Annotated in this window: 28 protein-coding genes; 17 read left to right on the forward strand and 11 right to left on the reverse strand. The window is 66.7% G+C overall.

Translation table 11 applies throughout. From position 1 onward, the window contains the following. Window positions 1–9 precede the first annotated feature (9 nt). Together ACFC4D_RS25725 and ACFC4D_RS25730 are read right to left on the reverse strand one after the other, a co-directional pair. Window positions 10–714: a flavodoxin family protein gene (locus ACFC4D_RS25725; RefSeq protein WP_376067158.1), complete on the reverse strand. Its 705-nt coding sequence runs from the start codon at window positions 712–714 to the stop codon at window positions 10–12. 188 nt (window positions 715–902) lie between these two features. Then, window positions 903–1,793 carry a hypothetical protein gene (locus ACFC4D_RS25730; RefSeq protein WP_376067161.1) on the reverse strand — a complete coding sequence of 297 codons (891 nt, stop codon included), beginning with the start codon at window positions 1,791–1,793 and terminating at the stop codon, window positions 903–905. Between the two features lie 100 nt (window positions 1,794–1,893). Here ACFC4D_RS25730 and ACFC4D_RS25735 point away from each other — a divergent pair, with 100 nt between their 5' ends. Further along, window positions 1,894–2,607 (forward strand): hypothetical protein, encoded by a 714-nt coding sequence (locus tag ACFC4D_RS25735; RefSeq protein ID WP_376067164.1) that lies wholly within the window; start codon window positions 1,894–1,896, stop codon window positions 2,605–2,607. Between the two features lie 18 nt (window positions 2,608–2,625). Here the strand turns inward: ACFC4D_RS25735 and ACFC4D_RS25740 are convergent, their stop codons facing one another. After that, window positions 2,626–3,411, reverse strand: a complete 786-nt coding sequence (locus tag ACFC4D_RS25740) for an IclR family transcriptional regulator (RefSeq protein WP_364648522.1) — start codon at window positions 3,409–3,411, stop codon at window positions 2,626–2,628. A 165-nt stretch (window positions 3,412–3,576) separates the two neighbouring features. On the opposite strand from ACFC4D_RS25740, the gene ACFC4D_RS25745 reads away from it, so the two are divergent. From ACFC4D_RS25745 to ACFC4D_RS25765, 5 genes are all read left to right on the forward strand, one after another. Beyond that, entirely contained in the window at window positions 3,577–4,059 is a 483-nt protein-coding gene (locus ACFC4D_RS25745; protein WP_376067166.1) for a flavin reductase family protein, read from the forward strand. Further along, the gene (locus ACFC4D_RS25750; protein ID WP_376067167.1) at window positions 4,056–5,330 is read left to right on the forward strand and encodes an acyl-CoA dehydrogenase family protein; all 1,275 of its coding nucleotides are present in this window, start codon (window positions 4,056–4,058) and stop codon (window positions 5,328–5,330) included. Before ACFC4D_RS25745 ends, ACFC4D_RS25750 begins: the two co-directional genes overlap by 4 nt. Then, window positions 5,327–6,715 (forward strand): aldehyde dehydrogenase family protein, encoded by a 1,389-nt coding sequence (locus ACFC4D_RS25755; RefSeq protein ID WP_376067170.1) that lies wholly within the window; start codon window positions 5,327–5,329, stop codon window positions 6,713–6,715. The genes ACFC4D_RS25750 and ACFC4D_RS25755 overlap by 4 nt, the downstream gene beginning before the upstream one ends. After that, window positions 6,712–7,854 carry an FAD-dependent oxidoreductase gene (locus tag ACFC4D_RS25760; protein WP_376067171.1) on the forward strand — a complete coding sequence of 381 codons (1,143 nt, stop codon included), beginning with the start codon at window positions 6,712–6,714 and terminating at the stop codon, window positions 7,852–7,854. The genes ACFC4D_RS25755 and ACFC4D_RS25760 overlap by 4 nt, the downstream gene beginning before the upstream one ends. Window positions 7,855–7,921: 67 nt before the next feature. Beyond that, complete coding sequence (locus ACFC4D_RS25765) at window positions 7,922–9,337, forward strand: aldehyde dehydrogenase family protein (protein WP_376067173.1); 1,416 nt, start codon at window positions 7,922–7,924, stop codon at window positions 9,335–9,337. Window positions 9,338–9,479: 142 nt separating this feature from the next. On the opposite strand, the gene ACFC4D_RS25770 is transcribed toward ACFC4D_RS25765, so the two are convergent. Genes ACFC4D_RS25770 through ACFC4D_RS25780 form a run of 3 tightly spaced genes read right to left on the reverse strand, consistent with a single transcriptional unit; the run spans window position 9,480 to window position 11,796 of the window. Beyond that, entirely contained in the window at window positions 9,480–10,067 is a 588-nt protein-coding gene (locus ACFC4D_RS25770) for a neocarzinostatin apoprotein domain-containing protein (RefSeq protein WP_376067176.1), read from the reverse strand. Window positions 10,068–10,084: 17 nt separating this feature from the next. After that, window positions 10,085–10,669, reverse strand: a complete 585-nt coding sequence (locus ACFC4D_RS25775; protein WP_376067178.1) for a neocarzinostatin apoprotein domain-containing protein — start codon at window positions 10,667–10,669, stop codon at window positions 10,085–10,087. Continuing rightward, on the reverse strand, window positions 10,666–11,796 hold the full coding sequence (locus ACFC4D_RS25780; RefSeq protein ID WP_376067179.1) for a hypothetical protein: 1,131 nt from the start codon (window positions 11,794–11,796) through the stop codon (window positions 10,666–10,668). Before ACFC4D_RS25780 ends, ACFC4D_RS25775 begins: the two co-directional genes overlap by 4 nt. Before the next feature lie 257 nt (window positions 11,797–12,053). Between ACFC4D_RS25780 and ACFC4D_RS25785 the strand changes: the two genes are divergently transcribed. Genes ACFC4D_RS25785 through ACFC4D_RS25825 form a run of 9 tightly spaced genes read left to right on the forward strand, consistent with a single transcriptional unit; the run spans window position 12,054 to window position 20,331 of the window. Continuing rightward, a complete protein-coding gene (locus tag ACFC4D_RS25785) occupies window positions 12,054–13,664 on the forward strand; it encodes a nitrilase-related carbon-nitrogen hydrolase (RefSeq protein ID WP_376067181.1) in 1,611 nt (536 codons plus the stop codon). Window positions 13,665–13,700: 36 nt separating this feature from the next. Continuing rightward, window positions 13,701–14,510 carry an oxidoreductase gene (locus tag ACFC4D_RS25790; protein WP_376067184.1) on the forward strand — a complete coding sequence of 270 codons (810 nt, stop codon included), beginning with the start codon at window positions 13,701–13,703 and terminating at the stop codon, window positions 14,508–14,510. Then, window positions 14,507–15,445, forward strand: coding sequence for an alpha/beta hydrolase family protein (locus ACFC4D_RS25795; RefSeq protein ID WP_376067186.1), 939 nt, complete (start codon window positions 14,507–14,509; stop codon window positions 15,443–15,445). Before ACFC4D_RS25790 ends, ACFC4D_RS25795 begins: the two co-directional genes overlap by 4 nt. A gap of 10 nt (window positions 15,446–15,455) precedes the next feature. Further along, a complete protein-coding gene (locus tag ACFC4D_RS25800) occupies window positions 15,456–16,577 on the forward strand; it encodes a Rieske 2Fe-2S domain-containing protein (protein WP_376067187.1) in 1,122 nt (373 codons plus the stop codon). Then, on the forward strand, window positions 16,574–17,263 hold the full coding sequence (locus ACFC4D_RS25805; protein WP_376067189.1) for a hypothetical protein: 690 nt from the start codon (window positions 16,574–16,576) through the stop codon (window positions 17,261–17,263). The genes ACFC4D_RS25800 and ACFC4D_RS25805 overlap by 4 nt, the downstream gene beginning before the upstream one ends. After that, complete coding sequence (locus ACFC4D_RS25810) at window positions 17,260–18,183, forward strand: hypothetical protein (protein ID WP_376067191.1); 924 nt, start codon at window positions 17,260–17,262, stop codon at window positions 18,181–18,183. The genes ACFC4D_RS25805 and ACFC4D_RS25810 overlap by 4 nt, the downstream gene beginning before the upstream one ends. Further along, on the forward strand, window positions 18,180–18,950 hold the full coding sequence (locus tag ACFC4D_RS25815) for an SDR family oxidoreductase (RefSeq protein WP_376067194.1): 771 nt from the start codon (window positions 18,180–18,182) through the stop codon (window positions 18,948–18,950). Before ACFC4D_RS25810 ends, ACFC4D_RS25815 begins: the two co-directional genes overlap by 4 nt. After that, window positions 18,947–19,591, forward strand: coding sequence for a hypothetical protein (locus ACFC4D_RS25820; RefSeq protein WP_376067197.1), 645 nt, complete (start codon window positions 18,947–18,949; stop codon window positions 19,589–19,591). The genes ACFC4D_RS25815 and ACFC4D_RS25820 overlap by 4 nt, the downstream gene beginning before the upstream one ends. After that, complete coding sequence (locus ACFC4D_RS25825; RefSeq protein ID WP_376067199.1) at window positions 19,588–20,331, forward strand: arylmalonate decarboxylase; 744 nt, start codon at window positions 19,588–19,590, stop codon at window positions 20,329–20,331. Before ACFC4D_RS25820 ends, ACFC4D_RS25825 begins: the two co-directional genes overlap by 4 nt. A gap of 11 nt (window positions 20,332–20,342) precedes the next feature. On the opposite strand, the gene ACFC4D_RS25830 is transcribed toward ACFC4D_RS25825, so the two are convergent. Continuing rightward, window positions 20,343–20,681 (reverse strand): hypothetical protein, encoded by a 339-nt coding sequence (locus tag ACFC4D_RS25830; protein WP_376067201.1) that lies wholly within the window; start codon window positions 20,679–20,681, stop codon window positions 20,343–20,345. A 290-nt stretch (window positions 20,682–20,971) separates the two neighbouring features. Next, window positions 20,972–21,232, reverse strand: a complete 261-nt coding sequence (locus tag ACFC4D_RS25835) for a helix-turn-helix domain-containing protein (RefSeq protein ID WP_376067203.1) — start codon at window positions 21,230–21,232, stop codon at window positions 20,972–20,974. A 221-nt stretch (window positions 21,233–21,453) separates the two neighbouring features. On the opposite strand from ACFC4D_RS25835, the gene ACFC4D_RS25840 reads away from it, so the two are divergent. Further along, window positions 21,454–22,431 carry a helix-turn-helix domain-containing protein gene (locus ACFC4D_RS25840; RefSeq protein ID WP_376067204.1) on the forward strand — a complete coding sequence of 326 codons (978 nt, stop codon included), beginning with the start codon at window positions 21,454–21,456 and terminating at the stop codon, window positions 22,429–22,431. Between the two features lie 22 nt (window positions 22,432–22,453). On the opposite strand, the gene ACFC4D_RS25845 is transcribed toward ACFC4D_RS25840, so the two are convergent. Further along, complete coding sequence (locus ACFC4D_RS25845) at window positions 22,454–23,278, reverse strand: HpcH/HpaI aldolase/citrate lyase family protein (protein WP_376067206.1); 825 nt, start codon at window positions 23,276–23,278, stop codon at window positions 22,454–22,456. A gap of 177 nt (window positions 23,279–23,455) precedes the next feature. Here ACFC4D_RS25845 and ACFC4D_RS25850 point away from each other — a divergent pair, with 177 nt between their 5' ends. Next, on the forward strand, window positions 23,456–24,406 hold the full coding sequence (locus ACFC4D_RS25850; RefSeq protein ID WP_376067207.1) for an alpha/beta hydrolase: 951 nt from the start codon (window positions 23,456–23,458) through the stop codon (window positions 24,404–24,406). Window positions 24,407–24,421: 15 nt separating this feature from the next. Here the strand turns inward: ACFC4D_RS25850 and ACFC4D_RS25855 are convergent, their stop codons facing one another. After that, window positions 24,422–25,165, reverse strand: a complete 744-nt coding sequence (locus ACFC4D_RS25855) for an arylmalonate decarboxylase (protein WP_376067208.1) — start codon at window positions 25,163–25,165, stop codon at window positions 24,422–24,424. A 37-nt stretch (window positions 25,166–25,202) separates the two neighbouring features. Then, the gene (locus tag ACFC4D_RS25860) at window positions 25,203–25,766 is read right to left on the reverse strand and encodes a TetR/AcrR family transcriptional regulator (protein ID WP_376067209.1); all 564 of its coding nucleotides are present in this window, start codon (window positions 25,764–25,766) and stop codon (window positions 25,203–25,205) included. Window positions 25,767–25,781: the final 15 nt, after the last annotated feature.

The following is a 25,781-nucleotide window of genomic DNA, read 5'->3' on the forward strand; positions in this document are numbered from 1 at the left end:
GCCGAGCGGTCAGCGGTACTCGGGATTCTCGAAGTCGAAACGGCAACCGGCGTCCCATTCACTGCGCTGGTTGCCGTGCGCGGGAAAGCCGCCCGCGTCGACGAGGATGCGCGCCAGATGTATCAGGTTCCAGGTCATGAAGGTAGTGTTGCGATTGGTGAAATCGTTGTCGGGCCCGCCGGAACCGGGATCCAGATACGACGGTCCCGGACCGGCCTCACCGATCCAGCCCGCATCCGCCTGCGGCGGGATGGAGTAGCCGATGTGCTGCAGGCTGTAGAGCACGTTCATCGCACAGTGTTTGATGCCGTCCTCGTTGCCGGTGATCAGGCAGCCGCCGACCCGACCGTAGTAGGCGTACTGCCCGGCATCGTTGAGCACACTGGAATTGGCGTAGAGCCGTTCGATGACCTGCTTCATGACCGAACTGTTGTCGCCCAGCCAGATCGGTCCCGCCAGCACCAGGATGTGCGCGTCCATCACCTGCCGTTGCAGGGCCGGCCATTCGTCGCTCGCCCAGCCGTGTTCGGTCATATCGGGCCAGACACCCGTGGCGATATCGTGGTCGACGGCTCGGATATGCGATACCGAAACCCCGTTCTTCGCCATGATGTGGGCCGAGAGATCGATCAGGCCCTGAGTATTGCTGCGGTCCGGCGACCGTTTCAGGGTGCAGTTGATGAACAGGGCGCGCAGATCGCTGTAGTCGGGCATCGCAGCGGACCTTTCAGTAGTCGTCCGATCGGGTGGTCACGCGTGAGCCGGGCGGGGCCGGGCCGAGGGCACCCACACCGTCACCACTGCGATTCTCGACCCCGCCTCGGCTCAAAATGCCGTTGTCCGATGGTCTGTCAGCGATTCGTCACCGTTTCCGAATCAGGGGCGAGCCCGAGGGCTGCACCTCACCGCATTTCCACCGTGACAGCCGAATCCTCTCGCGGACCCGTCCGATACACGTAGTCGCGGGCGGCTTCGCTGCCCAACTGCGCGAGGAACCACATGGCGGTCCAGCGGGCAGCGGCGGCGATGGTCTGCGCGCGCGGTGCGGTCTCCCGATGCGGATCGGGGGCAGCCCCGGGCGGGTTGTCGACATCGGCGAGCCCGAAATGATTGGCGCCCACGAGGTTCACGAATTCAGCCGCCGGGACCCCGGTGAGTCTGGTGAAGCTCTGGTGCGCCTCATCGGGCTCACTGACCCCGTCCAGGGTGCCGTTGATGAACATGACCGGGATATCGCTGACCGCGACCGCGTCGATCACCGGGCCGATCGTGGTGTTGGTGCCGTGTCCGACAACAGCTTTGAGCTCCGGCGGATGGCGGTAGGTCAAGCCCAGACAGAAGGGCACCTGGCAGCGGTCGGCGGCGGCGTACAGGGCCGCGGCGCCGCCGTAGGAGTGTCCGGCGACAACCAGGGTGGTGGGGTCGATGATCGCGCCGATCGGGGAGGAGGTGTCCGACGCTTGGGAGCGCGCCCAGGCGAGCACGTCGGACAGTTGGAATTCGCTGGGCAGTCGGTAGTCGACCATAGGCATCGGATACCGCTCGGGGACCACCACCACGAAGCCGTAATCGGCTACGGCGGAGGCGAATTGGCTGTAGTACTGGCGTCCGACATTGGCTCCGGGCAGGAACAGGGCCACCGGTAGCCGGTGATCGGCGTGCGCGGGATACCAGATGGTGGCGTCGTCGGAGGTGATGTGTGCCGCGGTATGGCGAACGCCGTCGGTGTCGGCATTGGCGGGTGCGGCGGTGAGCAGGAGCAGGGACAGGGCGGCCGCGGAGATGGCTCGCATGGGTCTCCCGTTTCGCTTGTGGAAACACTGTTTCGATGTGAAACTATCGGCGGAGCATACTCCGAAACAGCGTTTCGCCCAAGAGAACGGAGACCCGCCCATGGGGTCGCATCCACACGGCTGGTGGATTCTGTTGCACCTGGTGTTGTTCGTGTTCTGGCTGGGCGGCGACCTGGGCGTCTACTACTCGAGCAGGTTCGTGATCAACCCGGATCTCACCCCGCCCGCGCGCGCGACCGCGCTGGCGATCATGAGCGGACTCGATCTCGGTCCCAAGATCTGCCTGGTGCTGTTCCTGCCCAGCGGCATCACCCTGATGGCATTGGATCCGCACGGCGCGTCACTGTTCGGGATCGACCTGTTCCCGTGGTGGCTCGTGGTCGCGGTGTGGTTGTTCGCCGCTATCTGGTTGGCGCTCACCGTGATTCAGCACCGCACCCACGGCAGCCATACACTGGTGTACCGCGCCGATCTCGCCATCCGGTGCGCGGTCATCGTCGCGATGGCCGCGGCTGGGATCTACACCCTGCTGGCGAGCGAACCCTTCGGCGTCACCACGAATCCGAAGTGGCTGGGCGGCAAGATCCTGCTGTACACCGTCGCCATCGCGGCCGGGCTCGGCATTCGAATGACGTTGCGCCCCTTCGGTCCGGCGTTCGGCACGCTCATGTCGACCGGCTCCACCGACCAGGTCGAGCGAACCCTGCGCGCCAGCGTGGACGGCTGCCTGCCGTATGTCTGGGCCATCTGGGGCAGCGTGCTCACCGCGGCGGCGCTGGGCGTGTTCAAACCCGGCGCGCACCTGGGCGGCTGAGCTCGCACATACGGAAAGCTAAGCGGTGTAACCCAATTGGGCCGAGAGCGCGGCCGCGGCCTTCTGCAGCAGCGGCACGTACTCCTTCATCTTCGGCTCGAACCGCGAGAGCGGGCCGCAAATGCTGATCGCCGCCACCACCCCGCCGTCATGATCGAGCACGGGCGCGGCGATCGACGCCGCGCCGATCTGCCGTTCCCCCAGCGAGATCGCGTATCCGCGCTTGCGCACCTCGGCCAATTCGGTGCGCAGCTTGCGCGGGGTGGTGATGGTGGCATCGGTGAACGGGGTCAGTTCGTGCCGGTCCAGATACTCGTCGATCTCCTGCTTGCGCAGGTTCGCCAGAATCACCTTGGACGAGCTCCCGGCGTGCAGCGGATACGGCACTCCGAGCGCGACCTCCATGCGCAATTCCTGGTCCGGCACAACCTGATCCACGTACATGCGGGTATCGCCGCGTCGAATGGACAGCGTCGCGGTCTCACCGGTGAGCGGGGCCAGGCGGCGCAGCTCGGGGGCCGCCATCACGCGCAGATCGGTGCGGGCCAGATAGGCCCGCCCCAGCGCGATTGCCGCGTGGCCCAGCGCGTAGCGACGCGAAGTCGGTTCCAGGGTGATGAGTTCGCGATTGCGCAGCGCGGTGAGAATGCGGTGCACCGCAGCCTTGGTCAGGCCGAGCTCATTGGCGATCTCGGTGACCCCGAGATCGGGACGACCGGTGCGGCCGAACAGCAACAACACGTCCATGGCCCGTTCGACGGCGGCGATGGAACGACTCTGGTTCTCGGCCTCGGTGTCCGACACGCCCTCAGCTTAGGGCACCGAATTTCCCCATGGGAAACAGCCCGTCGAAATCCAGATGTATTCGCCGAAATCGCTGCGTCACAGCGCCGTTCCCACTTGCGCGGCCCAGCGCGCAGCGTTACCTTGTGCGTAACAGCGTTTCCTCTATCGAAACGGAGATGCAGGGTGGATACGACGTATCTCCGTGCTGTCATGGCGCAGTGGGCCAGCGGTGTCGTGGTGGTCACCACGATGCGCGACGGCGGCGGCCGACACGGTATGACCGCCAGCTCCTTCACCAGTGTGGCCCTGGATCCACCGCTCGTCTCGGTATGTCTGGCCACCGCGAGCAGCACCTGCCGATTCCTCCGGCACAGCGGGGTTTTCGCGGTCAATGTGCTGGGCCACGACCATGAGGACATCGGCCGCCGCTTCGCCACCTCCACCACCCGCGGCGATCGGTTCGACACCGGACGCTGGGATACCGCGAGCACCGGCGCGGCCGTGCTCACCGATGCGGTGGCCTGGGTGGACTGCGTCGTCGCGGCCTGTCATCCGGCCGGTGATCACACCATCGTGCTGGGCCTGGTCCAGGACGCGGCCACCCCCAGACCCGCGCCGCCACTGATCTACCACGATCGCACCTACTACGAGGGGATAGCTCGATGATCGGCGAACGACTCGTCGAAGATATGACCGACGCCGAACGCGCACGCGCGCAACGGGTGGACGAGGTCCTGCCCGCCCTGCGCGCCGCCGCCGAGGAGGCCGACCGCACCGCCACCTTCCCCGCCACGCATATCACGCTCCTGCGCGATGCGGGACTGCTCGGCCTGGTGGTGCCGGAGAAATTCGGCGGTCTCGGGGGCACCCTGCGCGATCTGGCCGCGGCCACCTACGCCATGGGCACCGCCTGCCCGTCCACGGCATTGGCCTACTTCTTCCACAACACCAGCGCTTCGCGCGGCCTGCTCCCGTTGGAGGCGATCGACGCCGGATTGTTCGCCGACGCCGAGATTCCGGTGGTACGCGCCTTCGCCGAAAAGGTGCTGACCCGCATGGCCGAGGGCGTATGGCTGGCGAATTTCGCCTCCGAATCGGTCAAGACGGCCAAGGCCAATATCACCATCGCCACCACCGCGCGCAAGGTCGACGGCGGCTGGATCCTGCGGGGCGAGAAGTCCTTCGGGTGTGCCACCGGCGTCGCCGACTACTACCTGACCTCGGCCAAACTCGAGGGCTACGACACCGCCGAGGGACTGGCGACCTTCTTCGTCCCGCGCGAAGCGCCCGGGGTGAGTGTGCGTGCGCCATGGGACGGGCTCGGGATGCGGGCCACGGCCAACAATGGCATCCGCCTCGACGAGGTGTTCATCGCCGACGACGAGGCGCTGGCGATACCCGGCGCGTTTCCCAAGATGCTCACCATGAGCCGGGGCAGTTTCGTGGGCAATCAGCTCGCCATCGCGGCGGTGTACACCGGCTGCGCGCAGCGGGTCTACGACGAGACGCTGGCCGCGACCACCCGGAAGACCTTCGCCGACACCGGCGAACCGATCGCCTCGTCACCGGTGCACCAGGTGCTCATCGGCGAGATGACCCGGCAATTGCAGTCGGCCTATCTGTGGCTGCGCTATCAGCTGGGCATCGAAACCGTTGAGCCGCCGATCAAACCCAAGCAGGAGGTGTTCACGCAGTGGCGGCTCGGCAAGGGTGCGGTGACCGAGGCATGTTTCGCAGTGGCGCTGGGCGCGCTCAAAGCCGGTGGCACCTCGGCCGCTTCGATGAGCGGGGTGACGGGCCGGGCCCTGCGTGATCTCGCCATGGGTCTGGTCATGACCTTCCCCGCCGAGCGCGGCATGCTCGAGGTGGCGCGCATAGTGACCGACGCGACCGCGAACGAGTTGTTCACCACCGCACCCGCCGAGGCCGCGCGATGACCGGCGAACTGCCCCCGATCGTCGAATTCATCGATGGCGAGTGGGCGACCCCCGGCGTGGATCTCGGTGTGGCACTGGAGGATCCGGCCACCGGTACCCCGGTGGCCCGAGCGCTGGCCAGTGCGCCGGGGCGGGTCGACCGCGCCCTCGCCGTCGCCGACGGCGCGACCGGGATCATCACCCCCGAAGTCCTCGATGCCATCGCGGACGATCTCGAACCACGACTGCCATACATTGCCGAACTGGATTCGCACGCAACAGGTGTGCCGATCCGACAGACCGAGTTGTTCGGTGTCATCGTCGCCGGGGCGTTCCGGCTGGCCGCCGCGCAGGTGCGCGCCGGAATACTGCGCGAGGACCGCGAAGGCATCCGCGTGCGCCGCCTGCCGCTCGGACCGGCGCTGTGCCTGGTGCCGTGGAATGCCCCGGCCCCCATGGCCGCCCATAAGGTGGCCAACGCCCTCGCGGCGGGCTGTCCGGTGCTGCTGAAGGTCAGCGAGCTCGCCCCGTACAGTGCGATTCCGCTGGCGCAGGCGATCGCCGAACACGTCCCGGCCGGGATGTTCCAGCTGGTGCAGGGCGGGGCCGAGACTGGAGCACAGCTGGTGGCCGATCCGCGCGTCAAGGCGGTGTCCTTCACCGGCGGATTGGCGGGCGGGCGTTCGGTCGCGACTGCCTCGGCTCCGCTTTTGCGGCCGTGCCAGTTGGAATTGGGCGGCAACAATCCGCTGATCGTGCTGCCCGATGCCGATACCGAGACCGCGGCGCGCATCGCGGCGGAACTGCTCACCACCCTCAACGGGCAGTGGTGCCGGGCGCTCGGGCGTTTGATTCTGCCTGCGGACCGGGCCGGTGAATTGCTCGACGCCATCGGAAAACGGCTCGGGGACCTGCGCTTCGGGCCGCCGCTGGATCCCGGGACAGAGTTCGGCCCGCTGGTGCACTCACGGCATCTGCGAACCGTACGAGACGCGTTGTCCGGCCGCGGATTCCAGACCTATGGCACGCCGCCGCAGGAGGGAAACTACTTTCCGCCCGCACTCGTGGAAGGCGATCTCACCGAGGAGGTCTTCGGCCCGGTCGCGGGAACCCTCACCTATGAATCCGTCGATGAGGCGGTTCACCTGGCCAACGCGCTGCCCTACGGCCTGGAAGGCTACGTCTGCGGCACCGATGAGGAATCGGCACTGGCTGTGGCACAGCGGATTCGGGCCGGGGAAGTCAAGGTGAACGGCTCCTCGGTGATGAGCCTGCACCTGATGACACCGCGCCCGGCCTGGGGCTGGTCCGGACTCGGTGAGGAGGGCACCGGCGAGACGCTGCGATTCTTCACCGGCGCGCGCGTCGTGGGCGTGGAGGGCCGCTTCGCCCTGCACACCTCATGAGCACCGTGGTCGTGGTCGGCGCGGGGCCGGTGGGACTCACCGCCGCGCTGACCCTGGCCCGGCGCGGTATCGCGGTGACCGTGCTGGAGCGCGGCGAGGAGCTCGCCACCGAATCGCGCGCCTCCACCTTCCATCCGCCGACACTCGAAATGCTCGAAACGCTCGGGGTGCTGAAACCACTGCTCGCCCAAGGAATCATCGCCACGACGTTCCAGTATCGAGAACGCGGCGGCGGGGAGATCGCCACGCTCGACCTCGGCGTGCTCGCGCGCGACACCCCCTATCCGTTTCGCGTGCAATGCGAACAGAGCAAGCTGACTCCAATCCTGTTGGACGCCTTACCCGATCACGCCCGGGTGCGTTTCGGCCACGAGGTGCACGGCCTGCACGCCGGACCCGACGGGGTCATTCTGCATACCTCGCACGGGCCGGTGCGCGCGGATTGGGTGATCGGCGCGGACGGTGCGCATTCGATCGTGCGCAATGGTGTACACGCCGGATTCGACGGCCGTACCTATCCCGAACGCTTCCTGGTCGCCTCGGTCGATGAGGATCTCGCGACGGCGCTGCCGGGCATCGCACCGATCAATTACGTCTTCGATCCGCACGAATGGCTGGTGCTGTTGCGCACCCCGCAGCACTGGCGGGTACTGCTGCCCACACCCGCCGATACCGCAGACGACCTCGAAATGGATCGGCTCCCGGCACGTTTGGCCGCGGTCGCGGACCTGGGCAGGCCGTGGCGGGTGCTGCACGGGTCGCTGTATCGCGTGCATCAGCGCGTCACCGAATCCTTCCGGATCGGCCGGGTGCTGCTGGCGGGCGATGCCGCGCATGTCAACAATCCGCTCGGCGGCATGGGAATGAACAGCGGTATCCACGATGCCGTGCGGCTGGGCGACGCCCTGGCCGATGTGCTCGCCGGAGGTTCGGAAGCCGGGCTCGATGATGCCGCCGCACTGCGGCGGGCCGTAGCCATCGACCATGTGCAGCGCACCAGCCATGACAACTGGCAGCGGTTGCGCGGTAACGACGCGGCCCATCGCGACCAATTGCGTGCCCTGGCAGCGGATCCGGTGGCGGCGCGCGCCTATCTGCGCAGAGCCTGTCTGCTCGATTCGCTGGCGGCCCCACGTTGAGATGCCGGTCGCCCGGCCGACACGAGGCCGGGCGAAATCCGGCGACCACACCGGTCAGGAGTTGATCATGAAGATCGATCGGGAGAATCCGGCGCATCCGCACGAGCTTGTCGGATCGGTGCCGATGACACCGCCCGAGGCCGTGGAATCCGTTGTGCGGCAGGCACACCGGGAGTTCCTGGACCGGCGGGCACGGCCCATCGAGCAGCGCCTGGCCGCACTCGGCGCGGCGGCGGAGTCACTCGATGCCCGCGCGGGCGATCTGGCCGAATTGCTGGCCCGTGAGAGCGGTAAGCCCATCGCCGACTGTCGCGGTGAGATCGGTTTCGCCGCAACGTATCTGCGCTGGGTGCGGGACAATGCCGCCGCCGCGCTCAGCGCATCGGTGATCGATGACGCGTACGGGCGACTGGCGCTCACCCCCGCACCGTTCGGAGTGGTCGCGGCGATCACGCCGTGGAACGCGCCGATCATTCTGTCGGTACTCAAGCTCGGTCCCGCGCTGGCGGCCGGAAATACCGTCGTGCTCAAACCTTCTCCGCTCGCGCCGCTCGCGGTCACCGAGGTGGCCGCGCTCCTGCCCGGAGTCCGGGTCATCCATGGCGGACCGGATACGGTGCGAGCGCTCATCGCCCATCCGCTGATTCGCAAGGTGGCCTTCACGGGCGGCGAAGAGGCCGGGCGCAGTATCGCCGCAGCCGCCGGTCAAGCCCTCACACCGGTGGTGCTCGAACTCGGCGGCAATGATCCGGCGGTCTTCCTCGACGACTTCGCCCTCTCCCCCGCCGATTACGAGCGCCTCGTCCTCGCATCGTTCGCCACGGCGGGGCAGGTGTGCATGGCCGCCAAACGACTGTACGTGCCCGCGCGGCGCTTGGACGAATTCCTGGAGTCGTATCTGGCTGCGGCACATCGGATTCTGATCGTGGGAGACCCGCTGGACGAGCTGGTGAGCATGGGACCGGTCGTGAGCCGCGCCGCCACCCAGCGCATGACCGACCTGCTGGCCGATGCCTGGAGCCGTGGCGGCTGGCTGGTGCCTCTCGCCGAAATCCCGTCCGACGCCGACGGTTACTACGTCGCGCCCACCCTGGCCCTGGATCTGCCCGATGCGGCCTGGCTGGTCCGGCGCGAACAGTTCGGCCCGGCGGTACCGGTGCTGACCTACACTGACGAGCGCGAGGTGCTGGTCCGCGCCAACGATTGCGAACTCGGACTGGGAGCCTCGGTGTGGTCCGCCGATGAGGACCGCGCCTTCGCCTTCGCCGCGCGAATCGAAGCCGGGTTCACCTTCATCAACACGCACAACCGGACCGGTATGTCACTGCGCGCCCCCTTCGGCGGCACCAAACAGAGTGGCTTCGGGCGCGAATACGCCGAGGAGGGTCTGCGCGAATACGTTCAGACCACGGTGCGGCATGCACCTGCCGCTTTCCGCGCCGGTGGTTCCGGCCTCTCCGCCCGCGCCTATCCCCGGCCTTGAGCTCGATCGCGAGGCGGTCTGGGGTACCGCTGCCTCCGTGACGGACTCTATCGGCGCACAAGCCATCTGCCCCACGCACATGGCGAAGCGCCGACGGTGCCGGGCGCGGTCGCCGCGCACGCCGTCGGCGCATCACTTGGGGTCAGTGGGAAGTCCGGCCGCGCCGACGCACCACGATGAATCCCACCGCGGCGATTACCACGACGACGGCGGCGGCGACGCCCACCACCACACCGGTATTGCCGCTGTCATCGTCCGAATCCGCGGCTGCGGCCGTCGACGTGGTGGGAGCCGGGGTCCGCTCGGCACCGAAGGTGAGGGGCACCGACGCCAGGATGTGTGTGGGGTCGGTCAGGCTCGTCACCGCGACGGTGCAGGCTCCCGGCGTTGCGGTGCAATCGGTTCCGCCGACCGCGCCGACCAATGTGATCGACCGATTGCCGCCGTTGGGCTGCCACTCCCCCTGTGCGTCGGCACGGCCCATCAGCGATCCGCCGAGGTTGCAGTCCGCCGGACTGACCACCGCCGGCTTGCACTGTCCCACCGCCACGGTGGGCAGATTCGCAGGCAGTCCGGCCAGCGATACCGTAATCACCTGTCCCGCCGCGAGACCCGAGTTCACGCTGAGTTTCAGGGCGGGGTCGGCGGTGGCCGCCGGGTTGCCCGCGCACAGTATCGCGGCGGTGGATCCCAGTGCGACCAGCGCGATTCGGGCTCGAACGGATTTCATGATTCCTCCAGGAGGGTTCAGAGCCGTCGCCGGTCGGCGAGGGCCAGGACGGCGACGATGAGCATCAGCGCGGCGGTGACGCCCCAGAGCAGCGTCGACGGGCCGTTGGTGTCGGACTCGGTACGGACCGCCGCGACCTTGGGGACCGAGGTGGGAGCGGGAGTGGGCGATCCGGCGAAACCTATTGCGACTTCAGCCGAATTCGCGGCGATCACAGCCTGCGGTTCCGCGCCGGGCAGCGGCGCGGCGGCGATCACGCACTGCCTGCGGGTGCAATCGATATCGTGGAAACGCGGGCGCGCGGTGAGGGTGACGGTAGGAAGCGTTCCATCGCCGGAGATATTGACGAAGGTCGCGCCGCCCTCGAGATCGCAATCCTTCAGCCCATTGGTGAAGCCCTGTTTGCACAGCCCGACCGCGACGGCAGCGAGCCCAGCTCGAAATCCGCTGCCATTAACGGTGATTCGCTGCCCTTCGGTCAGATCAGCGGAGGCACTGACTTCGATGGCGGCTCCGGCATCGGGTGCGGCGTGCCCCGGAGCGATCCCGAGGGGCAAAGCCGCCGCGACAATCAGCAGACAGGGGGCGATAGTGCGGATCACGGGGCTTCTCCTTCGAGGACCTGGGCGATCAGGGGCGATCGGGATGCCCGCACCGGTGCACGCGGTACGCACCGCGGCGCGAGAGCCAGCGCCGGCAGCGCCAGCACGGTCAAACCCGAACCGGTGCCGAACAATTCGCCCAGTGCGGTGACCGTGGCGAGTCCCGCCGAACCAGCGCCGACCACCACCAACGTGGTGAGCGTCGCCGCGCGATGCGAACCCGACGTTTCGACCCGAACCGCGACATCCAGCGCCCGCGCGGCGCGAGCGGCGGCGGTCAGCGCCACCCCGATCCCGATGGTCAGGGTCGCCCGACCGGGCGCGGTGGCCACCAGCACCGATCCCCCGGCAGCCAGAATCAGCAGTGGGACAACGGCACCGAGTCGAGGTGCGGGCAGCACCAGCGCGGCAATCGCCGGAATCGACGCGAGCACGAGCAGATTCGTCTGTTCGGCTCCGAGCGCATTCCAGCGGAACAGCAGCAGGTGCAGCGAAGGCAATACGGTGCCGCCCACGATCCAGCCGACGGCGGCGTATCCGAGCAGGTACCGATGCGGGAGCGCCCCACGCGCGACGATCAGCGAACCGGGTTGCGATGCGTTCCGGTTCGCAAGAGCGATGCCCAGCCCCAGCACAATCAGGGCCGCGCCCGCGAGAATGAGCCCGAGCCCGGGCCTTTCGTAACATAGCGATGCCGTGCCCGCCGTCACGGCGACCCCTGTTGTCATCGCGACCTGCCATCCGGTCAGCGCACCGTTCGAGTCGAATGCCATCGCCCGGCCCGTCACGACCAGCGGCCCCGCCGCCGCACCGGCGACCACCGCGGCCGTGACGAACAGCCATGGCGCGGATACCGATCCGGCCACCGCGAACCCCGCGCCCGTGACCATCGCGCACACACCGGCTATCGGAAACGACAGGCGCCGCCGCACGGTGAGCAGCGCCGTCGCACCACCCACGGTGAGCACCGTGAGCGCTATGTAGCCCACCACCGTGCCCGGGATGCCCAGTACGCCGCCCAGCGGTTTGGCCAGCAACACCAGCTGCCCGCCCGCGACCGGGCCGGCCAGCGTGCCGCCGAGTACCAGCGCCGCAACACTTTTCGAGGATGAACCGCAGGTCGCCATACCTACCCTCCTGCGTCCGTTTCTCTGAGGGAAACGCAGTTTCGGAATTGCCATATTGAACCCGTGGTGGGAGCGGGTGTCAAGGCGAGCAACGGCGTAACCCTGAGGGAAACAAGACGATTCGGTTGCGCCGAATTACCGGGTCGTGAAATCCGGAACCACCCCTGGACAGATCATCGACGCCGGTACAGAATCAGGAATATTGGAAACAGTGTTTCGATGTCCGAAACACAGCACCGAGTAGAAGGGTGCGACGCATGACACGAGTCGCGGCCGCACAGCTCGCCGCCGGGACCGACGTCGCCGAGAATCTCGACGCCTGCCTGCGCATGATCGACACCGCTGCCGAGGCAGGGGCCGAACTCGTGGTCCTGCCGGAGTTCTGTAATCACCTATCCTGGTACGACGATCGGGCTCATGCGCGGCGAATGGCCTGCACGCCCGGCGATTCCTTTCTCACCGCCATCGCCGAGCGGGCCGCCGCGCACGAGATCTATGTCAAGATCGGTGTCACCCTGGCCCGCGAGGACGGGCGCACCACCGCCACCAGCCTGCTCTTCGGTCCCGACGGGGACCTGCTCGGTGAGTCCGATAAGCAGATCCTGATGGGTGCGGAGAACGACCATCTCGATCGCGGGGTCGACGATTCACCCGTCATCGATACGCCGCTGGGCCGGATCGGCATGTACGCCTGCATGGAGGGCGTCATCAACGAGGTCACCCGATCCCTGACGCTGCGTGGCGCGCAACTGCTGCTCAACAGCCTCAATTCGTTCGCCACAGACGAAGCGAGCCTGCATATTCCGGTCCGGGCCGCAGAGAACAGGGTGTGGGTCGTGGCGGCCAACAAGGTCGGGCCACTGCTCCCGGACGCACAGCTTCCGGCCATCGCCGAACGCTTGGGAGTGCCGCCGGACCGATTGCACGGGGCGGGCGAGAGTCAGATCGTCGCACCGGACGGCACCTGCGTAGCCATGGGTCCGGCAACAGGGGAGGCGATCGTCATCGCCGATATCGATATCAGCAGTGCCGATGACAAATTCCGCGAGGACGGCACCGATATCATCGCCGCGCGTCGGCCCGAGCTCTACGAAAAGCTCGACACCGGCCCCCGCGAGCGGCTGGCCGGACCCGGTGCGCCGGCGATCTCCGCCGCCATTGCCACCGCGTCCGGCCGTGAGATTCGCGAATTGGCCACCGCCGGTGTCGATCTCATTGTGCTGCCCGAACTGGCCGAGATCCCGATTCCCGAGGTGCTGCACGCGCTCACGGGCACGAGCGGCTATGTCGTCACAACCGTGCGCGATGGCGCGGTGCACGAGGGTCTGTTACTTCATGCCTCCGGCATCGTCGGACGCCAGCGGCAGCTGCATCGCACCGCCCGGCACCCGTGGTTGACGCTGCTGGGCGATGAACTCACCGTCTTCGAATTACCTTGGGGCCGAATGGCCCTGGTGATCGGTGACGACTCGATCTTCCCGGAGACCTTCCGTCTGGCGGCCGTCGCCGACGTCGACGTAGTCGCCGTTCCGTTCACACCGGCCGAATCCTGGGAACTGCGCCTGGGCCTGCCCGAGCGCGCTGCGGAGAACCGGCTCAATATCGTGGCCGCCGGATCCGCACCGCACGGCCTGACCGGCGAAATCTATGCACTGAGTCCGGATTTCACGCTGTGGACCGCCTGGAGCGGCCCGTTCACCGGCGTCATCAGCCATCCCGAGGTGACGGCCCTGCCGCCGGGCGCGCTCGCGGTCCGAGCCACCATTCGACCGGCGCAGGCCGTGAATCGCACCGTCTCCCGGGGCACCGATCTGGTCGCGGGCCGCCCGCTCCGGCCGCTGGACACCCTGACCTCCCGAACGCACTGACGAAAGCAGCCATATGAGAACACCATCGGAGCAGCCATGAGTGAAACCCTGCGGCACGTCGAGCAAATGGTCGATGAGACTCCCCGGGTCGATGTGACCGAAACCTTCCGGGAGTGGCGCGACCTCACCACCGATCTGAAATCCCGTCTCGCCGAGCGCTTCACCCTGACCCGCGATCCGTCCACCGAATCGCTGGAGTCCTACGGTGACGCGGCGACCGGTCCCGCGGGCAGCCTCGCGGCCTATTCCGGTCCCGAGATCGACTGGCTGGTGCATTCATGGATCGGCGATCCGCGCACGGGTTTCGTCAATCTGCATCTCACCGCCTGGCTCGGGCCCCAGGTGCGGGTACCGCACCTGGGGTCGGCGCTGCTGCTGTGGCCCGAGGGCTGGTTCTACGTCGATGCCATTCCGCGCGGCGATCTGGTCGGGGACGGTGCGTACTTCGACCGCTACTACGCGGACGCGGACGCGCCGTGGCTGGCCTTCAAACAGGAGCATCCGGACTTCACCTGGTTCACCAGCCGGACCGGGTTCATTCGCGCCAGCCTCTCCCCCACCGCCTACTGCTACTCCTTCCCGCCGACCCGGCCCAACCTCGATCTGGTACGCGATCTGCTGACCGCGCGGGTCGAACAGTGGCTGGGATGGGTCGATGAGGCCGAATCCGTGCCCGTCGGTGACCGGGCGGCGCTGGCGGAGCGGGATCTGACCGTGCGACGCAATATCGCCGAGCGCGATCCGGCCAATGTGATGGGCGAGCGCATGTTCGGCCCGGATCTGACCCGGCGGCTGGTCCGCGCGCTCTGGGGCGGGGATCGCGAACTACCCAGGCCCACAGCATGATTCGTTCACTGTGGTGGTCCGTACGGACCGATGGCAAAGCGCCGTTCGATACCGCGCATCTCAAGGTCTACTACCCGGCCATCGCCTCGGGCGATGACGCCGAACGGCTCACCGGCGTCTTCGAACCCGACCCGGCCGCCGCCCCGTATCCGGTGGTGGTGTTCCTGTCCGGGGTCAATGTCGGGCAGGACTCCTATCGGCGGTTCGCCACCGCCGTCGCCGAGAGCGGCTTCGTGGTGGTCACCATGGATCGCGTCGCCGAATTGTTCGGCGGCCAAATGGGATTGACCCCCGGCGTGGACTTGGACGCCGCCCGGCCCGACGCCTACGGCACCCGGCCCACCTGCCCGGCCATCGGCGAGATCCTGGGCGCACTGGCCGAACTGAACGATCAGCCCCCGCTGCGCGGAGCGCTCGACCTGGATCGCATCGCACTGGGCGGACACTCCGCCGGTGGCACCGTGGTCTTGCAGTCCGCGTGCTACTTCCCTTCCGTGGCAGCGGTTTTCGCCTGGGGCGCGCACACCATGGTGGCGACGATGCTGGGCTGGGACCCGGGTACGGTCCTGCCCGCACAGGTGAACTGCCCGGTCCTGTTGGGCGTGGGGAGCAATGACGGCGTCATCCAGGGCAGCGCCGACCGCTACGGCGAAGACGGCGCGGATCGGCCGGATCCGGTGCGGCGCACCTTCACCGAGGCCCTGCCGCCGGGCGATCACCTGCTGGCGGTCATACCGGGGGCCAATCATTTCGGCATCGCCGATGCCGATCCCACCGCGGCGCGCGCTTTTCTGGACGGCCCGGCCGACACCGAGGCGCTCGACCCGTTCGCGCGCCTGACCTCGGCTTTCCTGCGGACACATCTGCGCGGCGCGGACGCCGCGGCCGAGCTGGCCGAGTTCGGCGACGACGTCGTGCGCCTGACGCGGCGATAGGAGCGAGACGATGCTGAAGAACTTCTGGTACGCACTGGAATTCGCGGACAGGGTGAGCAGAACGCCCCGGAAAGTGACCTGCCTGGGCCAGGATTTCGTGCTGTATCGCACCGAATCCGGTGCGGCGGTGTGCCTTTCGGACCTGTGTGTGCATCGCGGCGGCGCGTTGTCGATGGGCACGGTGACCGGGGACTGCATCGCGTGCCCGTATCACGGGTGGCAGTACGATTCCGACGGCGTGTGCGTGAAGATCCCGGCCAATGCCGAGGAGCGCAAGATTCCACGCAAGGCGCGGGTGGACGCCTACCCCACCACCGAACGGTATGGGATGGTGTGGGCGTTCCTGGGCGATCTCCCCGAGGACGAGCGGCCTCCCATTCCGGTCATTCCCGAGCACGAGGACCCCTCGTTCCGCATGGTCCAGTTCGAGATGGAGATCGAGGCCAATTACGAACGGGCCTTCGAGAATGTCGTCGACGCGGCGCACACACCGTTCGTGCACGGCACCTCATTCGGGAATCCGGATAAGCCCGAGATCCCGGATTTCCGTATCCAGCAGACGGATTGGTCGGCCGAGGCCGATATCCAGCTGAGTCCGCCGCTGCCCAAGGGTTTGTGGGGGCTGCTGGCCCGGCGGCGCGAGCGCGCGGAGTACGTCACCGTCACCAATGCCTGGTATCTGCCGAACATCGTGAAACTGCATGTGCGGCTGCCGATCGGGGATCTGCTGCTGTACGACTTCAATATCCCGCTCTCGCAGGACCGCACGCTCATCAAGATCCTGGGCTATCGCAACTTCTTCACCGGCGCGTGGGCCGATGCCAACGCGCGCAAACGAATCGAGAAGATTCTGCTCCAGGATCGGCCCGTGGTGGAATCGCAGCGCCCGGAGCTGCTGCCGTTCGACCTGTCCGATGAGCTGCATGTGCGCAGCGACAGTCTCCAGGTCGCCTACCGGCGTCGGCGGCTGGAGCTGATCAAACAGGGGTGGTGGGTCGGTGGTGACGACATCATCACCGGCGACTCCCCGCGCCGCACCGCGACGGTGATCGCCTCGCCCGCCCGCCGCGACAATCCCGAACTGGCCAGTGCCTGGGTGCACAAGGCCCGCACCGGAGGTAATCCGCAATGAGTCTGCCCGCCGCGCTCAGCGAGCGCACCCTGGACACCCTGATCTCCTCTTTCGAGCTTCGCGATTGCGAGGATCTGGCGCTGACCAGTCCCATATCCCCCGAACCCGTCGGACGGCTGCGTGTACTGCGCGGCGGACCGATCGACAAGGTGGTGACGGTCGATCTGGTGGTGCCGCAGCTCGGCCTGGACAGCCATATGATCTTCGCTTTCACCGAAAGTGACAGTGCGGTACCGCATTTCACCCTCGACTCGGTGCACGGCGGCGAATACTTCGCCATGCACCTGGATTTGATCCCGCGGGTCGATCTGGCGGTCAACCTCGAGTATCTCGACGAGGTTTTCGCACCATTGAGTCCACTGCTGGACCAGGCGTGGGATATCGACGGGATGTCCCAGGCCGCCATCGGCCCCCGGCAGCGGGCCATGATGTCGCCGTGGATGGTGGTGTGCCGCGCGTCCGAGGACGCGTTCCGCGCACTGGACGGCACCGTGGAACGCTACCTGGATCATTGGCTCAGCTTGGTGCACAAGGGAGTTCCCGACGTGGTCGCGGATCTCGCGGCCCGAGATCTGGCGAATCGCGCCAATCTGTTCAGTCCCGAGGTCGATCCGGTGTGGGCGCGAGTGAGTGCCCTGCTCGGCGAGGAACAGGCCGAGCGGGTGCGCGGGGAGCTGGTCTCATGAATGAGTCGGCCACGCTGTCACCCAGCGAGTTCCAGAAGCGGATCCAGGGCGAATGGGTAGGCCGCCCTTCGCTTTTCGACGCGCAGGGCAGCTGGCGCGGGTTCGAGGATATTCGACGCTCCTCGGTCTTCGAGAACGGGAACACCACCTACTACATGGATGGCGGACTCACCGGCGGCGGTGAGCTGGCGGGCAGATTCGCGCTCGGCGCACCGTTCGCGTTCGGGGTGCGCGACTCGGACCAGGATCGTCTCTACACCGGACCCGATTTCTTCGGATCCGGGCAACCCTATGGCGGATTCGTGGACGCGAACTATTACGGGCCGGGTTGGCAGGTATCGCTCAACACCTGGAACCACACGCTCGGCGACACACAGGTGTATTCGTCGGTGCTGTATCAGGGTCCGGCGATGGTGGGGGTGTTCAATGGCGTCTACACCCGTGATCCGGATCTGACCGATCAGCGTCTGGAGTCCGAAACCCGCTGCGGTCCGGTCGTGTTCACCGTCCCTACCAAGGATAAGAGCCGCTACGCGGGTGAGCTCGAGCTCTGGAGCGCGGCGCAACAGTCCCTCGGCACGGTGCGCATGGCACTCGAGATCGAGCCGACCAATCTGCTCGCGGCCGACCATCGGGTGATCATCTCGGGCGCAATGGACGCGAACTGGCGTGCCACCGTGCGCAGGGACGGCGTGCGCTCGTTCCACGAAGGCCCCGACCTATGGGGCAATGGAAACTCTTACGGCCGAGCCAATTTCGTGCGCTGGCACACCTCCGACGGACGCCGCGTGAGCGGGCGGGAATACATGATCGACGCCGAACCCGGAATGGGTTCGGGGAATACGCTCGCGGTGGTGTACCAGGTGTTCGAGCACAACACCCTGACCGCGATCCTGCACGGCGTAGTGGAGCGCTCATGAGTACCGTCGCGATCACCGGCGGCACCCGCGGTATCGGGCTGGGCATGGCAAAGGCGCTGCTGCGCAACGGACATCGGGTTGCACTGTGCGGCGTCGATCCCGAACGAGTGGACAAGGTCCGAGCGGAACTCGGCGGCGATGTGCTCGCGGCCGTCGCCGATGTCACCGATCATGAACAGCTGCAACGGTTCTGGGACGCGGCGGTCTGCGAGTTCGGCCGAGTCGACGTGTGGGTGAACAACGCCGGAATCTCGCACGAGCGAAAGCCGCTGTGGCAGTTGCCGGTCGAGACAGCGCGCGCGGTGGTCGACACCAATCTGCTGGGCGTGCTGCACGGTTCGGCGGTGGCGATGAACGGTATGGCCGCCGCGGGTGGGGGTCACGTCTGGAATATGGAAGGGCTCGGCAGCGACGGGCGCACCGTCCCCGGCCTGACCGCCTATGGTGCGACCAAACGCGCGGTTACCTATCTGACCAAAGCCCTCGCGGCGGAAACTCCTCCGGGCGTCTCGGTTGGACTGCTCAGCCCCGGCATGGTCGTCACCGATCTACTCACCCACGGGTACGACGATCCGGCCGAATTGGCCAAGGCGCGCAGGGTCTTCAATATCCTCGCCGATACGGTCGACACCGTCGCACCCTGGCTGGCCGAGCAGGCGGTCACGCAAACCCGCAACGGCGCTCACGTGCGCTGGCTGACCACCTCGAAGGTGATCGGCCGGTTCGCCCTGGCTCCGATACGCCGACGCGAACTGTTCGACGCATGAGCACGGTGGACTATCCGATCTCCCTGGCGATCGAGGACTACGTACCGGTCCTGTGCACCGCGTACGGCGTATTGCTGCTGCATCGGATAGCACCGAACGGTCCGGCCGTCCGCGTTGCGGCAGCACTGCTCGGAGTGGGCGGAATCGCCAAGGCCACTGCGAAACTCATCGCGGCGGCCGGTGGTCCGGAGCTGATCTGGTTGCGCGGCATGCTCTTCCCATTCCTGACCCTCGGATTCGGCCTGCTGGCAGTGGCATTGCTGCGGGACGGGTCGGGCCGGGTTCCGCGCTGGCTGGCGATTCTGGTCCCGAGCCTGATCGCCGCGTGCGCGCTCGGCGCGATCCTGGCGCGCGACACCCTGCCCATGCTGGTGAGCACCACGGTCTTCGCCACCATCGCCAGCATTCACCTGATCGGCCTGGCCCGTGCGCGCGGCGACACGGTCTCGGCCGCCTTGCTCGGCATCCAGCTACTGGTGTTCTTCCTGCTCGGCCCGCTCGCCTCACGCCCCGATCAGACGGTGGCATTGCAGTGGATCGAACAGCTCTGCAATACCGCCGCGCAAGTGGCGTTCCTGGCCGCCGCCTGGCGACTCTCGGCCACGCACGCCGCACCCAAAGACCAGGAGATGATCCATTGACCGACGCCCTGGGCTGGAGACGCAAATTCGGCGTCATCGCCCCCTCCACCAACACCATCGTCGAGCCCGATTTCTACCGCATGACCGTGCCCGGCGTGACCTCGCATTTCGCCCGCATCCACATCCGCGATCAGAACATGAGCGATGACGCCGGCATGGATCGCCTGTTGGAGCAGATCCGCACCGAGATCGTGTCCGCCTGCGAACGCGTTCTCACCTGCGAACCCGACTACATGGTCATGGGCATGTCGGCCGAAACCTTCTGGGGCGGAATCGAAGGCAACCGCCAATTCGTGAAACAGATCCACGACGTCACCGGCCTCGAGGTGGCCACCGGCGCCGAAGCTTGCCGCCGAGCCCTGGAACTGTTCGGCGCCAAACGAATCGGCGTCGTGACCCCCTATCAGCCCATCGGCGACGAAAACGTCATCCGCTTCTTCGGCGAACTCGGCTTCGAAGTAGCGGCCATCAAGGGATTGCGCTGCCCCACAGCTGTTTCCATAGCCCACGTGACCGAGCACGAGTTGCGTACCGCGCTGCGGGAAGTCGACTCCGACGATATCGACGCCCTGATCCAATGCGGCACCAACCTGTCGATGGTCAGCCTGGCCGACGAGGCCGAACGCTGGCTCGGCAAACCGGTCATCGCCATCAATGCCGCCACCTGGTGGATGGCACTGCGCGACAACAACATCAACGACCGTATCGAGAACGCGGGTGCGCTGCTACGAGACCATTGAGCGCGGCCCCGTCATACGTTGGCCCGAAGTTCAACCACCATCTCCGCCAACAAGGTTCGCAGTCGTGCGTTGGCTCTGCGCTCGGCATCCAGTTCCGCTTCGAGTGCCGCGTACTCCCGGGCCAGGGCCTGGTGTCGATCCAGCAGTTCCCGCGCGACCGACGGACCGTCCTCCCGGGCACGCGCCTGTACGCGGAAGTATTCGAGGAGCGGAGCGTGCTCGTACACGACATCGCGGCGCAGGCCGGACTCGGCGATGAGCTCCGCCACCGTCAATCGCGCCGCACGTGTGCGCTGTGACGAGCCGCTGATGAGCGCGTCGATCGCATCCAGGATCCGGCTGGCTTCCACGTCACGATCACGTCTGGTTCTTTGCACTGCGGCGAATCCGATCGGGTCGAGTAGTCGGGCCTGGCATTCCACGAACGTCGAGGGTGTGCACCCTGTCGCCGTAAGGGCAATAACACACCTGGCGTCGCCGAACCGGCGGTCGCCGCCCATATCTCAACTCGCACTCTCTACCAGCACTTTCCCATCAAGATGCGGAGGCAATGGCCATATTCCTGGCGAATTCCCTTGGGGTCCAGCAAGATCAGTAATCTGCGACACCCCGCGGTTCACAGTCCGAAGGGGTTGACGCGCTACGGGGAGATGGCCGGAACATCCAGCGCCGCACGGCCTATCGTGGTGTCCAGCCAGCGACGGGCGCGGGCGCTGAGCTGCCAGCTTCGCTGCGGCGGGCCGTCTGCCTGTTCGACCAGGCCCGAACGAATCAGCGTGGCAAGCGATCTGCGGATCACCGGCGTACTGAGCTGTGTTTCGGTCTCCAGGCCGCGCAGACTCAATGGTGTTGTTCCAGCGTTCAGGGATGCGAGCACCCGCCCCTCATTGATGGTGGTCATCGCCGAAATCCCTGCTCGCAGGGGAAACCGTCATCGCCAACCGGATGCATGAGGTTGACGATAGGAACCGAATTCGGTGCGCTCAACCGTTGTGCGCGAACTGGCCAGAACTACTCGAATCGCGCATCGTTTTCCGGACAGGACCGAATCCCGCACCCGCACGAGCAACCCGGCGGATACTGCTTGCGAGTCGCGAGCTTCCACCGGAATGAGGTTCAGCAATGACCATGCATCGGATGATCGAGGCGCGTCGGGAGGAGCTTCTGTCGCGCGATGCGGAGGAGACCGTCGCCTTCGTGACCCAGATGTACTCCGATAACGCACTGCGCTTTTGGAATGCCCCACCGCAATGCCGCGTCCGCACCAGCGCGATGATCTGGGGTGAGGTCATCGCCACCGAGATTCGCAGCACCATCGGCTACAGCTGCCATATCGCGCCACTGCAGGACCACGTCTACTTCGAACGGTCACTGCGTGGACGGGCCCGATTACGCGGCGGCGGAAGCGACTTTCAGCAGCATCGCAATGATCTCGTGGTTTTTCCGTTCGGAGTGCCGATCATCGCGGACTGCGACAGCCACGATGTGAATCTGCTGCATATCCCCCATGCCCTGCTCACCGAATTGGCGGCGCAGTCGGGAATCGAGCCCACCGCTTTCCAATTCACCTCGCTCGAGCCCAGAGACGCACGCAGTGAACGATTCTGGGGCCGGTTGTTCGATCTCACCCACCATGAACTCACCGATCCGAGCTCTCCGGTGCTGACCGAATTGGTGGTGCAGAACCTCACCCGCACGCTGGCGGCGGCGGCCCTGGCGGTCTTTCCCAACACCACGATGGACCTGCACCTGCAACCGGGTCCGGGCGCGGTGCCGAGTTCGGCGGTACAGCGGGCGGTGGACTATATCCATGCCAATCCCGCCCGACCGATCACCGTTGCCGAATTGGCCACGCAGGCCGGTAGCAGCGTCCGGGCGTTGCAGAACGCGTTTCGGGTGCAGCACGATATGACTCCCCTGGAGTATCTGCGACGTGTCCGATTGGAACGCGCACGCGGGGATTTGATCGCGGCCGAGCCCAGCGACGGATATACCGTGGCGCTCATCGCCGCCCGCTGGGGATTCACCAATCCCGGCCGTTTCGCGCAGCTCTACAAACAGACCTACGGGAATTCGCCCAAGCACGAACTGCGGAGCTGAGCGCACCCGGCAGGGTTTCCGATCACCCGGCGTCGTCGAGTACGCGTCGCGCCTGGCGGATGACGGCCTGATCGACCATGCGGCCCGCATCGTCCAGAACTACTCCGCCGGAAGCGTTTTCGAAGCGGAGGATCAGGGCGTGGGCGCGCTGGACGGCATCGGGACTCGGTGTGAAGATCTCGTTGGCGATCGGCAGTTGTGCGGGATGAATGCAGGCTCGGCCACGAAATCCCAAGCGCCACAGTGCTCGGGTGGACTCGCGGAACGCGTCCAGGTTCCCGAAGTCGGTGCTCACCGGTGCCAGCGGCGGCGCGATATCGGCGGCGGCGCTGGCAAGTACCACCTGGGTTCGCAGGGCAAGCAGCTCACGGTCGTCGGCACCGGGAGTGATTCCGAGTTGGGCGCGCAGGTCCGCTTCGCCGATCTGGAGACGGGACACCCGTGGGGCGGCGGCGATCTCGGGTGCGGCCAGGATCGCGGCGGCGGTTTCGAGCAGGGCACAGATCGCGATCGAACCGGGACGAACCTCGAGTGCACCCAATGCCACGTCGACGTCCCTGACCTGCTGCGCCGATTCGGTTTTCGCCAGACAGATCGCGGCGACAGCGGGTTGCGCCACCGCGCGCAGATCGGCCGCACCGATGTCACCGGTATTGACCCGCACCCAGATCCGCCGCCGGACATCCATGAGCGTGCGCAGCCAGGCCGCGACCTCGGCTCGCGCGAAGTCCTTGTCGCACAGCGGAACCGCGTCCTCGAGGTCCAGCAGGATGACATCCGCCGGTCCGGTCAGCGCCTTCTCGAAGAGTTCCGGACGATTACCCGGTACGTACAGCGCGGATCTCATCACCACCCCCGTTCAAAAATGAAACGGCGTTTCACACATGGAAACATAGCGATCAATCACGAAGGTGTCCACACTTCAGCGCACCGCTTGACAGCGCTCTTCCGGTGGGTGCTAATGATCTCGCATCATCGAAACGCCATTTCGCCACAGGAAACGGCACGCTCCGCGGGAGTCACCATGATTCTTCGACGCCCGGTCTTGACCACCGTCGCCACCGCCCTCCTCGCCGTCGCCGCCGCGGCACCCGCCACCGCCGCGACCCAGCTGCCCGGCAGCGTCGATATCGGCTGTGCCGCAGACACACTGCACCAGACCGCCGACTGGTATCTGCCCACCGGAACGCCGCGTGCGCTGGTATGGGTTCAGCACGGTTTTGCCCGCAGTGACGCCCAGGTCGGCGCACTGGCCCGGAGTTTCGCGGATGCGGGCTATCTGGTCTTCACGCCCAGCCTGCCGTTCGTCCAGATCTCCGGATGCACGCTACAGAACCTCGGCGACAACTCCGGATTCCTGAACCATGTCGCCGAATTGTTCGGCACCGCACACGATCCCGGTGGCGCACTGGCGGCCAGTTTGGCGACCGCGGCGAGCCGGGCGGGGCTGCCCGCCCCGGCATTGCCCCGCGATCTGATCTTCCTCGGGCATTCCGCAGGCGGTGAAGCCGTCACCTTCGTGGCCGATCGCATCCGCAGCACCTATCCGGACGCCTGGAGCGGTCTGCGCGGGGTAATTCTGCTCGATCCGGTCAAATCCTTCGTCGGTGACAATATTGCCCGCGCACTGTCCGGGCTCGATCCCACCGGCCTGCCGATCCTCACGATCTCCGCGCCGCCCGCGCTGTGCAACAGCTTCGGCCTGGGGACCGCCGCCGTCCAATCCCAGCTGCACCGGCCATTCGTCGGCGTCCGACTGCACGGCGGCGCGCACACCGATGCCGAAGGTGACAGCAGCGATCTGCTCGGCACCCTGTTCTGCGGTACCCCGGCACCGGTCAATTCCGCCGCGCTGCGCACGCTGGCACTCGACTGGTCGGACGACTTCGTTACCGGGACAGCGGGTTCCACCGAACTCCAGGCCCGCGACCTGGTATCGAACGGGCTCGCCGCCGATCTGCTGCCCGGGTCGTAAGACCGTCGGCGATGGTCAGTGCTCGCGGAGGAGCTGCCCGGCTCCCTCGATCCGATCGTCGATCCCGTGCTCGCGCAACGCATGCCACAGGGTGGCGCTGTTGATCGCGATGACGGGTTTGCCGAGTTCGGCCTCGAGCCGATCCGCGAGCGCCACGAAGGACAGATTGGTGCCGACCTGGACGATGGCTTCCGCGTCGGCGCTGTCGATGTCGGCGACCATCTCGCGCAGCCGATCATCGGGTACCCGAGCGATATCCATCGCGGTCGGACAGCGCAGGCCGGTAATGGCGGTGACCTCGAAACCGGCCTCGGTGAAGTAGCGGCCGACCTCCCTGTCCGCGATCGGCTGATAGGGCGAGAAGACCGCGATGCGCCGGCAGCCGAGTTCCCGCAGCGCGGCACGGCAGGAGCTCGCACCGGTGGTGACGGGCAGTCCGGTGCGATCCCGCAGTCGTTGTTCGAAGGTGGCGTTGCCTTGCACTCCGCCCCAGAAGGTTTCGGCGGACATCCCCATCACCATGCGATCGGGTTCGGCGGTCAGCGCATCTCGCACGGCGGTATCGATGGAGGCGCGGATCTGCCCGAGCAGTCCCTGAAAATCCTTGTCATCGCCCATGACCGGGTTCGGGATGTACATCGACCCCGCGCGATAGGCGATACCCGGTATGGCGGCACGCCAATAATCGTGCTCCACAACGGTGTTCGTACTGGGAACGATGACACCGAATACGGCACGGTGCCCGACGGCATTGGTCATGGCGAAGTCCTTGCGGCGCTGTGGTTTCGGCGAAAGGTCAGGGGGCGGTGGTTTTGGCCAGCAGATCGTCCACCGCGCGGTGCGCGCGCTCGCGCGCCACGGGGCGATCGAGCAGCAGCACATCCACCAGCAGCGGGGAGGCGATCGACGCGGCGGCATCCTCGGCGTAGGTCTCATCACCCGCGTCCAGCGCGCGCACGGCCGCTCGAAACGGTTCGAGCAGATCCATGACATAGCGCCGCCGCAATTCGACGTAGCCGGAGTCTGCGGACGAGGCCGTCATCAGCGCGCGCAGGAACGCGGCAACGGGCTTGTCCCGCAGACGATCACACAGCAGGTCGACCTCGGCGTGCAGATCCGCCGCCAGATCCCCGCTGGGCGCGGACCGCTGATGGGGAGCCACCGCGATCAATGCCGCCAGCACCTCGAGCGGGGTCGGCCAGTGCCGGTAGATCGTTGTGCGGGCCACACCCGTAATCGTGTGCAGCCGTTGCGGAGTCAGCGCTGTCGCGCCCTCACTCAGCAGCAGTTCCAGCGCGGCGGTCAGCACCAGGGCCTCGGTATCGGCGGCTGGCCCCGAGGGGCGTCCGGGTCCGGTCATGAAATTTACGATACA

Source organism: Nocardia sp. NPDC056000 (assembly GCF_042269265.1).
Lineage (GTDB): Bacteria > Actinomycetota > Actinomycetes > Mycobacteriales > Mycobacteriaceae > Nocardia.